Origin of the sequence: Bradyrhizobium genosp. A, assembly GCF_049949275.1 — a bacterium.
GTDB lineage: Bacteria > Pseudomonadota > Alphaproteobacteria > Rhizobiales > Xanthobacteraceae > Bradyrhizobium.
The window spans coordinates 2,824,413-2,839,260 of record NZ_CP188196.1; the positions used below are offsets into that span (position 1 = coordinate 2,824,413).

At 64.3% G+C, this 14,848-nt stretch carries 10 protein-coding genes; 6 read left to right on the plus strand and 4 right to left on the minus strand.

The genetic code is table 11. From position 1 onward, the window contains the following. The first annotated feature begins 4 nt into the window (after nt 1–4). The 5 genes from otnI to ACP2YP_RS13125 all read left to right on the plus strand — a co-directional run bounded on the left by otnI (nt 5) and on the right by ACP2YP_RS13125 (nt 8,542). The gene (gene otnI / locus ACP2YP_RS13105; RefSeq protein ID WP_426424592.1) at nt 5–787 is read left to right on the plus strand and encodes a 2-oxo-tetronate isomerase; all 783 of its coding nucleotides are present in this window, start codon (nt 5–7) and stop codon (nt 785–787) included. Beyond that, nucleotides 784–2,073, plus strand: coding sequence for a 3-oxo-tetronate kinase (otnK, locus tag ACP2YP_RS13110; RefSeq protein ID WP_426424593.1), 1,290 nt, complete (start codon nt 784–786; stop codon nt 2,071–2,073). Before otnI ends, otnK begins: the two co-directional genes overlap by 4 nt. Nucleotides 2,074–2,236: 163 nt before the next feature. Further along, nucleotides 2,237–3,928: a methyl-accepting chemotaxis protein gene (locus tag ACP2YP_RS13115; protein WP_426424594.1), complete on the plus strand. Its 1,692-nt coding sequence runs from the start codon at nt 2,237–2,239 to the stop codon at nt 3,926–3,928. A 245-nt stretch (nt 3,929–4,173) separates the two neighbouring features. Then, the gene (locus ACP2YP_RS13120; protein WP_426424595.1) at nt 4,174–7,359 is read left to right on the plus strand and encodes an efflux RND transporter permease subunit; all 3,186 of its coding nucleotides are present in this window, start codon (nt 4,174–4,176) and stop codon (nt 7,357–7,359) included. Beyond that, on the plus strand, nt 7,346–8,542 hold the full coding sequence (locus tag ACP2YP_RS13125; protein WP_426424597.1) for an efflux RND transporter periplasmic adaptor subunit: 1,197 nt from the start codon (nt 7,346–7,348) through the stop codon (nt 8,540–8,542). The genes ACP2YP_RS13120 and ACP2YP_RS13125 overlap by 14 nt, the downstream gene beginning before the upstream one ends. A 151-nt stretch (nt 8,543–8,693) precedes the next feature. On the opposite strand, the gene ACP2YP_RS13130 is transcribed toward ACP2YP_RS13125, so the two are convergent. Together ACP2YP_RS13130 and ACP2YP_RS13135 are read right to left on the minus strand one after the other, a co-directional pair. After that, nucleotides 8,694–10,202, minus strand: a complete 1,509-nt coding sequence (locus ACP2YP_RS13130) for an acetyl-CoA acetyltransferase (RefSeq protein WP_426424598.1) — start codon at nt 10,200–10,202, stop codon at nt 8,694–8,696. Nucleotides 10,203–10,344: 142 nt separating this feature from the next. Beyond that, nucleotides 10,345–11,478, minus strand: a complete 1,134-nt coding sequence (locus ACP2YP_RS13135) for a nitronate monooxygenase (protein ID WP_426424599.1) — start codon at nt 11,476–11,478, stop codon at nt 10,345–10,347. 331 nt (nt 11,479–11,809) lie between these two features. Here ACP2YP_RS13135 and yghU point away from each other — a divergent pair, with 331 nt between their 5' ends. Next, entirely contained in the window at nt 11,810–12,688 is an 879-nt protein-coding gene (gene yghU, locus ACP2YP_RS13140; protein WP_426424600.1) for a glutathione-dependent disulfide-bond oxidoreductase, read from the plus strand. Between the two features lie 160 nt (nt 12,689–12,848). Here yghU and ACP2YP_RS13145 read toward each other — a convergent pair whose 3' ends face one another. Together ACP2YP_RS13145 and ACP2YP_RS13150 are read right to left on the minus strand one after the other, a co-directional pair. Then, the gene (locus ACP2YP_RS13145; protein ID WP_426424601.1) at nt 12,849–14,126 is read right to left on the minus strand and encodes an acyl-CoA dehydrogenase family protein; all 1,278 of its coding nucleotides are present in this window, start codon (nt 14,124–14,126) and stop codon (nt 12,849–12,851) included. A gap of 289 nt (nt 14,127–14,415) precedes the next feature. Next, complete coding sequence (locus ACP2YP_RS13150; RefSeq protein ID WP_426424602.1) at nt 14,416–14,796, minus strand: VOC family protein; 381 nt, start codon at nt 14,794–14,796, stop codon at nt 14,416–14,418. Between the last annotated feature and the right edge of the window lie 52 nt (nt 14,797–14,848).

The following is a 14,848-nucleotide window of genomic DNA, read 5'->3' on the forward strand; positions in this document are numbered from 1 at the left end:
TCCAATGCCCCGTTTCGCCGCCAACCTCTCGATGATGTTCACCGAGGTGCCGTTCCTCGACCGGTTCGACGCCGCCGCGGCAGCCGGCTTCACCGCTGTCGAGTTTCTCTTTCCCTATGAGCACCCGGTCGAAGCGGTCGGCGAGCGGCTCAAGCGCAACGGCCTGACACAGGCGCTGTTCAACCTGCCGCCGGGCGACTGGAATGCCGGCGAGAAGGGTTTTGCCGCATTGCCGGCGCGCTTTGCCGACCTCAAGGCGAGCCTGGAGACGGCGCTCCCTTACGCCAAGGCGACCGGCGTCAAGCGGCTGCATTTGATGGCGGGCATCGCCAACCGCGGCGAACGGGTCGCAATCGAGGCCTTCTACAAATCGGTGGCGTGGGCGGCGGAGTTCTTCGCGCCGCATGGCATCGACATCGTGCTCGAGCCGATCAATTCCCGCAATGTGCCCGGCTATTTCCTCAACGATTTCGGCTTCGCGCGCGATTTGATCCAGGAGTTGAGGCTTCCCAACCTGAGGCTCCAGTTCGACATCTATCATTGCGGGATCATCCATGGCGACGTCACCATGCGGCTGCGCGAGATGATGCCGATCATCGGCCACATCCAGATCGCCAGCATTCCCTCGCGCAACGAGCCCGACGGCGAGGAGCTGAATTATCCGTTCCTGTTCGACGAGCTCGACCGCCTCGGCTATGCCGGCTTCGTCGGCTGCGAATACAACCCGCGCGGCAAGACCACCGATGGGCTCGCCTGGTTCAAGCCCTATGCGGGAGTGAAGCCGTGACGCCTGCGGCGAAGATTTCCCTTGGCTGCATCGCCGACGACTATACCGGCGCCTCCGATCTCGCCAATACACTGACGCGCGCCGGCCTGCGCACGGTGCAGACCATCGGCGTGCCTGCCGACGATCTGAAGCTGCCGGAGGTCGACGCCGTCGTGGTGTCGCTCAAGAGCCGCTCGATCGAGGCTGGGCTTGCGGTGTCGCGCTCGCGCGCGGCCGAGACATGGCTGCGTGATCGCGGCGCGAGTCACGTGCTGTTCAAGATCTGCTCGACCTTCGATTCCACGGACGCAGGCAATATCGGGCCGGTGATGGATGCGCTGCGAGCCGATTGCGGCGAGGCCGTCGTGCTGGTGACCCCGGCTTTTCCCGAAACCGGTCGCACCGTCTATCAGGGCAATCTGTTCGTCGGTGCCGTGCCGCTGAACGAGAGCCCCCTCAAGGACCATCCGCTCAACCCGATGCATGATTCCAACCTGGTGCGCGTGCTGGCGCGCCAGAGCAAGTCGCAGATCGGTCTCGTCGATCTCGCGACCCTCTCACGGGGGACGGAGGCCGTGCGGGCCCGGCTCGCCGAACTATCGGGCAAGGGCATCGGCGCCGCGATCATCGACGCCGTGTTCGACCGCGACCTCGAGACCATCGGCCTTGTCGCCGCCGAGCACCGCCTGTCGGTCGGTGCCTCCGGTATCGGCCTTGGGCTCGCCCGCGCGCTGGTGTCGACCGGCAAGGTCAAGTCGGCCGCCGCCAGCAGCGACCAGGGCGCCGCCGTCGGCGGGCAGGTGGCGTGCCTCGCGGGAAGCTGCTCGCAGGCCACCTTGCAGCAGATCGCCAACGCCGAACGCGTCATGCCGGTGCTTCGTCTCGACCCCGACCGTATTCTTACGGGTGCGAATGAAACGCAGCGTGCGCTCGACTGGGCGAAGGAGCGATTGGCCCAAGGTCCCGTGCTGATTGCATCGAGTGCGACACCGGCTGACGTTGCCGCACTCCAGGCGCGTCACGGCCGCGACGCCGCAGGGCACGCGATCGAGCAGACGATGGCCGACATTGCCGAAAGCCTAGTGAAATCAGGCGTGCGGCGACTGATCGTCGCGGGCGGCGAGACCTCCGGCGCCGTCGTCGACCGCCTCGGGATTCCCGGCTTCCTGGTCGGCGCGGAGATCGCCGCCGGCGTGCCGGTGCTTCGTGCCGTCGGCGCCGCCGCGGGCGACATGTTACTCGCTTTGAAGTCGGGCAATTTCGGTGGACCGGAGTTTTTCGCGGACGCGATGAGGCTCATGCGCTGAGCGGAGAGCAACCTTAGCCCTCTGTTCATTTCTTTCGGCTTCCGTACTCGTACGGAGTCGTAGTTAACAACTGCTCAGTTGCTTTGTTGTTGGATACCGGCGCCGCAAGCTTTCGGTTGACTCGTTTCCAGGCCAAGCGCCGCGCCAACACAAGAGACTGTTCATGCTCGCCACCATCTCCATCCGCGCCAAGATCATCAGTGTCGTGGCGTTCCTGCTGGTTGGGATGGCCGGCATGGGCCTGCTCGCCGTCATGAAGATGCGGTCGATGAACGCCAACACCACCGAGATCACCACGAGCTGGATGCCCAGCGTGCGGGTGCTCGGTGAAATTCGCGCCGCCGTCATCACTTATCGCAATGTGGTTCGCGAGCACATGCTGTCCGAGAAACTGGACGACAAGATCGCGGCGGAAACAACCGCGGCGACCGTGACGGAGGCGTTGGGGAAAGCTCGCAAGCAATATGAGGCCATGATTAGCCTGCCGGAAGAGCGCACGCTGTACGCTGAGTGGTCCAAGCTGTGGGGCGACTACCAGAAAGGCGCCGAAGAGGTCATGGAACTGTCACGTATGGAGGCCGGGAAGGTCCCGCACGCGTCCCATGAGCTGAACACAAAGACAGTCAACAAGATCGGCCTCAAGTCTGACGAGGTGCTGCAAAAGGATATCGACCTCAACACCAAGGGCGGCACTCAGGCCGCCCAGGATGCCGCCGACAGCTACTTCAATGCCTTCATGTTGGTTGCGGTCATTCTGGGTGCTGCCGTCGTGACCGGCATCGGCGTCGGCTTCTATCTCGTCCATGATGTCTCCAGCGGCATCAATTCGATCACCCAGCCGATGCAGGCGCTGGGTCGCGGCGATCTCTCCGCTGAGATCCCGCATCGTGGCGAGAAGACCGAGATCGGTTCGATGGCCGACGTGCTGCAGGTCTTCAAGGAGGCCCTGATCGCCAAGAAGGCCGCCGACCAAGCCGCCGCGGCCGACGCCGAAGCCAAGATCGAGCGCGGCCGCCGCGTCGACAACATCACCCGCGACTTCGAAACCATGATCGGCGAGATCGTCCAGACCGTGTCGTCGGCCTCGACCCAGCTTGAAGCCTCGGCCTCGACGCTGACCTCGACCGCCGACCGCTCGCAGCGGATGGCGACCACGGTTGCCTCGGCTTCGGAAGAAGCGTCCACCAACGTCCAGTCGGTGGCCTCGGCGACAGAAGAGATGGCCTCCTCGGTCGGCGAGATCAGCCGCCAGGTGCAGGAATCGGCGCGGATGGCGGGCGATGCCGTCGGCCAGGCCCGCGCTACCACCGAGCGCGTCAGCGAGCTCTCGAAAGCCGCTTCGCGCATCGGCGACGTCGTCGAGCTCATCAACACCATTGCCGGCCAGACCAACCTGCTGGCGCTCAACGCGACCATCGAAGCGGCGCGCGCCGGTGAGGCCGGGCGCGGCTTCGCGGTGGTCGCTTCCGAAGTGAAAGCGCTTGCCGAGCAGACCGCAAAGGCGACCGGCGAGATCGGCCAGCAGATCTCCGGCATCCAGGCGGCGACCAACGACTCGGTCGGCGCGATCAAGGAGATCTCCTCGACCATCGAGCGTCTCTCGGAAATCTCCTCGGCGATTGCGGCCGCGGTGGAAGAGCAGGGTGCTGCGACCCAGGAAATCGCCCGCAACGTGCAACAGGCGGCCCAGGGCACTCAGCAGGTGTCCTCCAACATCACCGACGTGCAACGCGGCGCGACCGAGACCGGCACCGCCTCCTCGCAGGTGCTCTCGGCGGCGCAGATGCTCTCCAACGACAGCGCCCGACTAAAGACTGAGGTCAGCAAGTTCCTGACCAACGTCCGCGCAGCCTAATCTTGGACGCGATGGCAGTTCTGAAAGCGGCGCCTCCGAGCGCCGCTTTTTTACGTGGTCGAAGGCCGTCTCTGTAATCTTCCGGCCAGCGGCTGCATATCTGGAATGCGATTTCGCTGCGCGATAGCAGGGAAGTGACTACGCGTGATGCGCTGCCGTTGGCCATTTCAGCGGTGTTCGAGTAAATCAGTCGAGGAACCCGCGGGGGCGGTTTCCCTGTCCCCTGATTTGGAATTGCCTGACGAATGATTGCTCTGGTTCGTATTGCCCTGAGCCGACCCTACACGTTTGTCGTGCTCGCGCTCCTGCTTCTGATCATTGGACCGCTGGCGGCGCTGCGGACGCCGACTGACATTTTTCCCGACATCCGGATCCCCGTGATCGGCGTGGTCTGGCAGTATACCGGCCTGCCGCCCGACCAGATGTCCGGCCGCATCACCACGCCGTTCCAGCGAGCGCTGACGACCACCGTCAACGACATCGAGCACATCACTGCCAATTCCTATAACGGCTTTGGCATCATCAAGATTTTCTTCCAACCCAATGTCGACATCCGCACCGCCAATGCGCAGGTCACGGCGATCTCGCAGACGCTGCTGAAGCAGATGCCGCCGGGCGCGACTCCGCCCTTGATCCTGAACTACTCCGCTTCGACCGTGCCGATCATCCAGGTGGCGCTGTCGGGCGATGGCCTGACCGAGCAGAACCTCGCCGACATCGGCATCAACCAGCTGCGCACGCCGCTGGTCACCGTGCCCGGTGCGGCGATCCCGTACCCGTTCGGCGGCAAGCAGCGCCAGATCCAGATCGACCTCGACCCGACCGCGCTCCAGGCCCGCGGCCTGTCCGGCCAGGACGTCGCCAACGCGCTCGCGGCCCAAAACCTGATCACGCCGGTCGGCACCCAGAAGATCGGCCAGTTCGAATACAACATCCAGCTCAACAACTCGCCGCTCAAGATCGACGAGCTGGGCAACCTGCCGATCAGGACCGTCAACGGCGCGATGGTCTATGTGCGAGATGTCGCAACCGTCAGAGACGGCAATCCGCCGCAAACCAACATCGTCCATGTCGACGGCAACCGCTCGGTGCTGATGATGGTGCTGAAGGCAGGCGCGACCTCGACCCTCGATATCATCGCGGGCATCAAGCAGAAGGTGATCGACGTCAAAGACCAGATGCCGGACGCGCTGAAGGTCGGATTCATCGGCGACCAGTCGGTCTTCGTCCGCGGCGCGATTCAAGGCGTCGCCTTCGAAGGCGTGATCGCCGCGCTGCTCACCAGCGTGATGATCCTGCTGTTCCTCGGCAGCTGGCGCTCGACCGTCATTATAGCGGTCTCGATCCCGCTCTCCGTTCTCGGCGCCATCATCATGCTCTCGGCGATCGGCGAGACGCTGAACATCATGACACTCGGTGGTCTCGCGCTCGCGGTCGGCATCCTCGTCGACGACGCCACGGTGACGATCGAGAACATCAACTACCATCTCGAGCAGGGCAAGCCGGTCGAGCAATCGATCCTCGATGGCGCCAACCAGATCGTGACGCCGGCTTTCGTCTCGCTGCTCTGTATCTGCATCGTGTTCGTGCCGATGTTCTTCCTCTCCGGCGTCGCGCGCTTCCTGTTCGTGCCGATGGCCGAAGCGGTGATGTTCGCGATGATCTGGTCGTTCATCCTGTCGCGCACGCTGGTGCCGACCATGGCGAACTATCTGCTGCATGCGCACGTCCATCATGAGGGCGAGCCACCGAAGTCGCGCAATCCCTTCGTCTGGTTCCAGCGCGGTTTCGAGAGGCGGTTCGAGCGCATTCGCGGCGGCTACCATAACTTCCTCGGGCTCGCGCTCGCGCTCGCGCACCGCGCGGTGTTCGTGATCGGCTTCCTTTGCGTGGTCGGGGCGTCCTTCGCGCTGGTGCCGTTCCTGGGCCGCAACTTCTTCCCCGCCGTCGATTCCGGTAACATCCTGATGCATGTTCGCACCCAGGTCGGCACCCGCGTCGAGGAGACCGCCAACCAGCTCGCTGACGTGCAGAAAGCGATCCGCAAGCTGATTCCGGGCGAGATCGAAACGCTGACCGACAACATCGGCATGCCGATCTCCGGCATCAACATGACCTACAACAACACCGGTGTGATCGGTCCGCAGGATGGCGACATTCAGGTCAAGCTCAAGGAAATCCACAAGCCAACCGAGGAGCATGTGCGGGTGCTGCGTGAGCAGTTACCGCGGCTGTTCCCCGGCGTCAGCTTCGCCTTCCTGCCGGCCGACATCGTCAGCCAGATCCTGAATTTTGGCGCGCCGGCGCCGATCGATCTCCAGGTCCGGGGCGCCAACGCTGAGGCAAACTTTGCTTACGCGAACAAGCTGCTCGCCAAGGTTCGTCGCATTCCCGGCGTGGCTGACGCGCGCATTCAGCAATCGCCAAGCAACCCGACCTTCAATATCGATGTCGACCGCACTCGTGCGCAATATGTCGGCCTGACCGAGCGCGACGTCACCAACAGCCTCGTGGTCAATCTGGCCGGCTCCTCGCAGGTGGCGCCGACCTACTACCTCAATCCCGATAACGGGGTGTCCTACTCTATCGTGATGCAGACGCCGCAATATCAGATCGATTCGCTCAGCGCGCTGCAGACACTGCCGATCACGGCGGCCGGCAATGCGCAGTCGCCGATCCTCGGCGGTATCGCCGACATCAAGCGCTCGACGTCGAGCGCGGTGGTGTCGCAATACGACATCCAGACGCTGGTGCAGATCTACGCCACGACGTCGGGCCGCGACCTCGGTGCGGTGTCCAATGATATTCGCCAGCTGATCGCCGACACCGCCAAGGACGTGCCGAAGGGATCTTCCGTGGTGCTGCTCGGCCAAGTGCAGACCATGAACAGCGCCTTCTCGGGCCTGCTGTTCGGCCTGCTCGGGGCCGTCGTGCTGATCTACCTGCTGATCGTCGTGAACTTCCAGTCCTGGTCCGATCCGTTCGTGATCATCACGGCACTGCCGGCAGCCCTCGCCGGCATCGTCTGGATGCTGTTCACGACCCAGACCACGTTGTCCGTGCCTGCGCTGACAGGCGCCATCATGTGCATGGGCGTGGCCACTGCCAACAGCGTGCTGGTCATTTCCTTCGCCCGTGAGCGCTATGAGGAACTGGGCGACCCCATCGCAGCCGCGCTGGAAGCCGGCTTCGTCCGGTTCCGGCCGGTGCTGATGACCGCGCTCGCCATGATCATCGGCATGGCGCCGATGGCGCTCGGGCTGGGCGAGGGTGGCGAGCAGAATGCGCCACTTGGCCGCGCCGTAATCGGCGGCCTGATCTTTGCAACTTTCGCCACGCTGATGTTTGTTCCCGTGGTGTTCAGCATGGTACACAAGAAACAAGGCGTCAGAGCCGCCGCCCCATTGGAGACTCCGCATGTCGCCCACTGAACCCCGCTCCCCGGTGTCGCACCGGAAACTGGGCATTTTCGGCGTGGTGGCGCTGATTGCGGCAGGCCTCGTGGTCGGCACCGGCATCCGGGCCCGCGAGGACCAGGGCTCCAAGCTGAAGGAATGGACCGACGACCAGGCCGTTCCGAGCGTTGCGGTGACCCTGCCCAACGCCAAATCGCTCAATTCCACCATCGATCTGCCGGGCCGGCTCGAGGCCTATTATCGCGCCCCGATCTTCGCGCGCGTTTCCGGCTATCTCAAAAGCTGGAGCGCTGACATCGGCGCCCGCGTCAAGGCGGGTCAGGTGATCGCCGAGATCGAGGCGCCCGACCTCGACCAGCAGCTTTTGCAGGCTCGCGCCGACCTCGCCAGCCAGCAGGCCAGCGCCAGGCTGTCGGAAGCAACCCTGAACCGGCGCAAGACGCTGGTCGCCTCCAACTTCGTTTCGGCGCAGGAGATCGACGAGCGCACCGCCGATCTCTCCAACAAGAACGCCGCGGTCCATTCCGGACAGGCCAATGTCGAGCGGCTCGAGGCGCTGGCCGGTTACAAGAAGATCACGGTGCCGTTCGACGGCGTGGTCACGGCGCGCGACACCGACGTCGGCGCACTGATCAACGCCGGTGGCGGCGCCGGCCCGGCGATGTTCGTGGTCTCCGACATCACCAAGCTGCGCGTCTACGTCAACGTTCCCCAGAACTACGTGCCGGCGATCAAGATCGGCGCCAAGGCCACCATGGTGATGCCGGAATACCCGAACCGGACGTTCCAGGCCACGGTGGAGGCGTCCTCGCAGGCCGTCGACGTCGCCTCGGGCACCACACGCATGCAGCTCGGTCTGGACAATTCGAGCGGCGAATTGATGCCGGGCGGCTATGCCAGCGTGAAGCTGAATTTGCAGCGCGACACCGCGCCGCTGAGCATCCCGGCCAGCGCGTTGATCTTCAACGGCAGCGGCCTGCGTGTCGCGACCGTGGGCGCGGACGACAAGGTGCAGTTCAAGACCGTGACCATCGCGCGCGATCTCGGCCGCGAGATCGAGCTCGCCTCGGGCATCGCGCCTGACGATCGCGTCATCACCGCACCGCCGGACGGCCTGTCCGACGGCGATGCGGTTCGCGTCGTCGGTGCCGGCGGCAAGCCGGCGACTGCGTCGGAAAAGCAGGCGCCGAAGAGCTGAGACGGCACGCTCTCTTGCCCCGGACGCAGCGCAGCACGAAGTGATGCGCTGCTGAGCCGGGGCCCATCTCTCCTGGCTGTACCGTGTAGCTTTCTGGGTCCCGGCTCTGCGGAGCGGCACTTCGCGCCGCACCGCGTCCGGGACACGAGAGCTAGGCCACCCGCCACTCCGGCACGCCATCGGCGGCCATCGCGATCTCGCCGAGTGAACCCACCGGCGTACGATTGAAGTCGAGCAAGCGTTCTAGCGTCGCATCATCGCTCGCCGGGATCCGCGCCAGCGTGCGCCGGTCATCCGCCGTGCGCAACATCACCACACCGTGCTCGGCATCGCCGCCGCGGCCGTAGAGCACCGTAAAGCTCTCGACCTTGCCTTTTCCGCTCGCCTCTGTGACGAACTCCGGCACCGCACGCCTGTTGTGGTCGGCCTCGGCTTGCACGCTGGTCTCCTGCGCCAGCGCATCCCGCCGCGGTGTCTTCGAAACGACCAGCGCGTGATGCTTGGTGACGAAGCCGCCCTGGCCGTAGAGCAGGCCGAGCTTGTCGCCACCGCGCAGGCGCCGCACCATCGCGCAGGCTGCATGCGTCATGTAGGTGTTGAGCGGCGCGCCGAAGAAGGTGAGGCCACCGTTCACTGTCGGCTGCACGTCGGCGCCCAGGCCCAGCGTCCGCCGCGCCATCTTCGGCACGCAGGGAAAGCAGCTATAGAGCTCGATCGCGTCGAAATTCTTGCCGTCGCCGCCGGCGATGTCCATCACGGCCTTCAGCACCGCGTTCTGTGGATGGCTCTCGTAAAACTGGTCGCGCACGAGATAGTCGGGCGGCTCCTCTGCCGAGGCGCCGCCGAGCGGATAGACCAGTCTGTCCTCGGGAATCCCTGCCGCGCGTGCCTTGGCAAGGCTGGTGAGCAACAGCGCGCCGCCCATGTTGACGCTAGGGTTGGCGACCATGAGCTTGTTGTAGGGCCACGCAATGAGCCGGTTGTCCGCGGTCGGCGTCGTGATCTCGTCCGGCGCATAGCGCCGCTTCAGCCAGGCATTGGGATTTTGTGCGGCAGCTGCCGAATAGCGCGACCACAGGGTGCCTGATTCCGCCATCGCCTCGCGCGGTGTCTGGCCCCAATGCGCGGACGAAGCCGCTTCATAGAATGGATAGACCGTGACAGGGCGGAACACGCCGAGCTTGATCGCCAGCGGTTTCTGGAACGTCGCGCCGCGCTTCGGCTCCGGGGCATCGTGGGCGAATGGCGTCCATGGCAGCTTGACGGCCGCGCGCTCGGCCTTGGTTGCCGTCGATTGCGCCTCCGCGCCGCAGACCGCGGCGACGGTACATTCGCCGCGCGCGATGCGCTTTGCGGCCTCGTGAATGAAGCGGATCGGGCTCTCGCCGCCGACCGGGCCGTAGTAGCAATGCGCCGGCGAGACGCCGAGCCGTTGCGCCAGCAGCTTCTCCGGATCGCGATAGCGCCAGCTCAGGAAGTTGACGACGTCGAGCGACTGCACCTCGCCGAGCAGCTTCGCGCCGGCGTCAGCCTCTGCGCGTCGCAGTGCCTGTTCGAGCAGATCGAGCGGCTCGAGGCCGTCGGCGATCTCCTTGGGGCGGTCGACGATCTCGCCGATGCCGACGATGACGGGGGTGCGGTCAGGGGAAACGGTCGTCATCGTTCTTGCTTCTTCACTCTCTCAGATATTTCCGACCTCATCCTGAGGAGCCTGCGCAGCAGGCGTCTCGAAGGATGGGCCGCGGGCTCTCATGGTTCGAGACGGCGCTTGCGCGCCTCCTCACCATGAGGGTCCAGCGCAACTACTCCGCCACCAGCGCATTCATGTGCTCGACGGCTTCGGCAAATTCTTCCTTGAACTCCTGCACCACGGCGCCTGCAGATTTCACGCTGTCGATCAGGCCGACGCCCTGGCCGACGAAATAGCTGACGAGGTCGCGCGCTTTGGCATTGCCGGCGGCCGCGGCGCGGTCGATCGAGTTGAAGGCATCGCGGCTGATGATGCTCTGAAGCGGCATCGGCAGCGCGCCCGGGCTTTCCGGCGCGCGATCCCAGGCATCGGTCCAGACCGAACGGAGCTGTCGCGCCGGCTTTCCGGTGCGGCCCTTCGAGCGGATTGCATCACGGGACGATGCGGCGATCATCTTCTCGCGAAAGATCTCAGAGGTCTCGGACTCGACGGTGGCAAGCCAGACCGAACCGGTCCAGGCGCCGGCCGCGCCCATCGCCATGCAGGCCGCCATCTGACGACCCGTCATGATGCCGCCGGCCGCCAGCACCGGCACGTCGCGGATCGGCTTGATCGCCTTGATCACCTCCGGCACCAGCACCATGGTCGAGACCTCGCCGCAATGGCCGCCGGCCTCGGTGCCCTGCACCACGAGGATGTCGACACCGGCCGCAACCTGGCGCAGCGCATGCTCCTTGGCCCCGACGAGCGCCGCGACCGGCACGCCGTGCGTCTTGCCCATCTCGATCATCGCTTTCGGCGGCACGCCGAGCGCATTCGCGATCAGCCGGATCGGATGATTGAACGAGACCTTGAGCAGCTGCAGCGCGGTCTCGGCGTCGAACGGCTGCGGCTGGTTGTCAGCCACATCAGTTGTCGTCAGCTCGATGTCGTATTTCTTCAGCAGATCGCTGGTGAATTTGCGGTGCTCTTGCGGCACGCGCGCCTCAAGGCTCTTCCAGGTGACGTCCTTCTCGCCTGCAGTGGAGATGTTTTCGGGGATCAGCACGTCGATGCCATAGGGCTTGCCGTCGACATGATCGTCGATCCATTTCAGCTCGCGCTCGAGCGTATCAGGCGTGTGCACGGTGGCGCCGAGCACGCCGAAACCGCCGGCACGGCTGACAGCGGCAACGACATCGCGGCAATGACTGAAGGCGAGCAGCGGGAACTCGATGCCCAGCATGTCGCAGATCGGCGATTTCATGGTCCTCTCCCGGTGGCCTTCGCATTGCTCTTGTTTTGCCTTGTGAGGGCCGTTCGACGCTAGCCCTTCGTTGCCGGTGATGCCACGCCGGATTGGGGCGAGCATCTTGCGCGCAGGCGTCGCGTCGTGGACGAACCATTCCATAACCTAAGAAGAGAGCGTCAACCGACGTCGCCAAGTGCGGCCAGATCATCAGCCGCGCAGGCTGGTGACAGGCGAGACTGCATGACGCCGGCCTGAGGCCCGCGCGCAGCGCAGAGCCGGCAGGGCTTGCCATCGGCCATTCGCGGGCTAATTAATGCAGGCGCATCTTTCCGCCGGAGCCCTTCGCATGACCGATACCCCTTACGTGCCGCCAAAAGTCTGGACCTGGAACAAGGAGAACGGCGGGCAGTTCGCCAGCATCAACCGGCCGATTGCGGGCCCCACCCACGACAAGGAGCTGCCGGTCGGCAAGCATCCCTTCCAGCTCTACTCGCTGGCGACGCCGAACGGGGTGAAGGTCACGGTGATGCTGGAGGAGCTACTGGCGCTCGGCCACAAGGGGGCCGAATACGACGCCTGGCTGATCAAGATAGGCAATGGCGATCAGTTCGGCAGCGGCTTTGTCGACATCAATCCGAACTCGAAAATCCCGGCGCTGGTGGACCGCTCCGGCCCCGAGCCGGTCAGGGTCTTCGAATCTGGCTCGATCCTGTTCTATCTCGCCGAAAAGTTCGGCGCCTTTCTGCCGAAGGACATCAAGGCCCGTACCGAGGCGATGTCCTGGCTGTTCTGGCAGATGGGCAGCGCGCCCTATCTCGGCGGCGGTTTTGGCCATTTCTACGCCTACGCGCCGTTCAAGATCGAATACGCCATCGATCGCTTCGCGATGGAGGTCAAGCGCCAGCTCGACGTGCTCGACCGGCGCCTTGCCGACAATGAGTATCTCGCGGGCAAGGAGTACACGATTGCCGACATGGCCGTGTGGCCCTGGTACGGCGCGCTCGCCAAGGGGTTGGTCTATGGCGCCGGCGAATTTTTGTCGGTGCGGGACTACAAGAACGTGCAGCGCTGGACCGATGAGATCGCCAAGCGCCCGGCCGTCAAGCGCGGCCGCATGGTCAACCGCGTCTCCGGCGATCCCGCCAGCCAGCTCCACGAGCGCCACGACGCCAGCGATTTCGAGACCAGGACTCAGGACAAGGTCGGCGAGCCGGCCGCGTCGTAGGGTCCTTTCTTCGCCTCGCCCCGCTTGCGGGGAGAGGCCGGATCGCCGCAGGCGAGCCGGGTGAGGGGGAGTCTCCGCGAGTCCAGTTCTCACCGTCCTCGCGGAGGCTCCCCCTCATCCCGACCTTCTCCCCGCAAGCGGGGAGAAGGAGAAAAGGGGCCTACGCCATGCTCAGCTCGTGGCGTCCCACCACCATCCAGTGCACCTCGTCCGGACCATCGGCAAAACGCAGGTGACGGACGTCCTGGTACATCTCGGCGAGCGGCGTCCAGTGCGAGATGCCGGTGGCGCCGTGCATCTGGATCGACTGGTCGATGATCTTGCAGGCGCGCTCCGGCACCATGGCCTTGACCATGGAGACCCAGACGCGGGCTTCCTTGTTGCCGAGCACGTCCATCGCCTTGGCGGCCTTGAGCACCATCAGCCGCATCGCCTCGATTTCGCAGCGCGCCTGCGCAATGATCTGCATGTTGCCGCCAAGATGGGCGATCTTCTTGCCGAAGGCTTCGCGGGTGAGGCCACGCTGCACCATCAGATCGAGCGCCTTTTCGGCCTTGCCGATGGTGCGCATGCAATGATGGATGCGGCCGGGCCCGAGACGCAGCTGCGAGATCTCGAAGCCGCGGCCTTCGCCGAGCAACATGTTTTCTTTCGGAACGCGCACATTGTTGAAGCGCATGTGCATGTGACCGCGCGGGGCGTGGTCCTGGCCGAACACGTACATCGGGCCGAGCACCTCGACGCCGGGCGTGTCGCGCGGCACCAGGATCTGCGATTGCTGCTTGCTCGGCGCCGCATCGGGATTGGTCTTCACCATCACGATGAGGATTTTGCAGCGGGGGTCGCCGACGCCGGAGATGTAGTACTTCTCGCCGTTGATGACCCATTCGTCGCCGACGAGTTTTGCGGTGGTCGAAATGTTCTGGGCGTCGGAGGAGGCGACGTTCGGCTCGGTCATGACATAGGCCGAGCGGATCTCGCCGTTCATCAGCGGCTTCAGCCACTTCTCTTTCTGCTCCTTGGTGCCGACGCGCTCCAGCACCTCCATGTTGCCGGTGTCGGGCGCCGAGCAGTTCATGGTCTCGGACGCGAGCGGGCTCTTACCGAGCTCCGAGGCGATATAGGCGTAGTCGAGATTCTTCAGGCCCTGGCCGGTCTCGTCATCGGGCAGGAAGAAGTTCCAGAGGCCCTCCTTCTTGGCCTTGTTCTTGGCGACCTCGAGCACCTCGAGCTGCTTCGGCGTAAAACTCCAGCGATCCTGTTTGCCTTCGCCGGCCTTGGCGAACTCGATCGACATCGGCTCGACGGTGTCGCGGATGAACTTCCTGACGTGATCGTAGAGCGGCCGGACCTGGTCCGACATGCGGAGGTCGTTGAGCTCATCGCCGGGATTGAGCGTGTAGTTGGTGGTGCGGGGAATGTAGGCGTGCTTTGTCATTGTTCCTCCCGGGGGCACTGATCGCGTTGGGCCGGAGAATAGTCGCAGCAAGCGCAAAGTGCGAGCGCGCATTTTCTCACGCAAGCCATGCCATGCGATGGAATTTCGCGAGGGCGTTTGAAATGTTGTTTGAATGGTGTTGGTGGTTCGCTGCGCCCCTGTGGCATTCGCCGTTGTCATCGCCCGGCTTGACCGGGCGATCCGGTACTCCGTGACGTCTGTGACTCACGGAGAAGCTGCGACGTACTGGATTCTCCGCTTTCGCGGGGAATGACAGCATCCTGAGCAATCAGTTCGGCATCCGATGCATCGCGCAGATCTTGTTGCCGTCGAGGTCACGCAAATAAGCCAGATAGAGCTTGTTCCCCGCGCCCTCGCGGATGCCGGGTGGATTCTCGATCGGCGTTCCGCCAGCGGCGAGACCTGCCGCGTGCCACGCATCCACCTGCTCGGGCGAGTTGCAGGCAAAGCCGATGGTGCCGCCATTGGCGTGCGTCGCCGGCTCGCCGTTGATCGGCTTCGACACCGAGAACACGCCGGTCTTGGTGAAGTAGAAGATGCGGTGACCGTCGATCTTGGCCGGTCGCACTTCCAGCGTGTTCAGCAAATTGTCGTAGAAGGCCTTCGCCTTGTCGAGGTCGTTGGTGCCGATCATGATGTGTGAAAACATTTTGCCTATCCCCTCTGCACTTACAAAACCAGAGACCGCAGGGTGGGCAAAG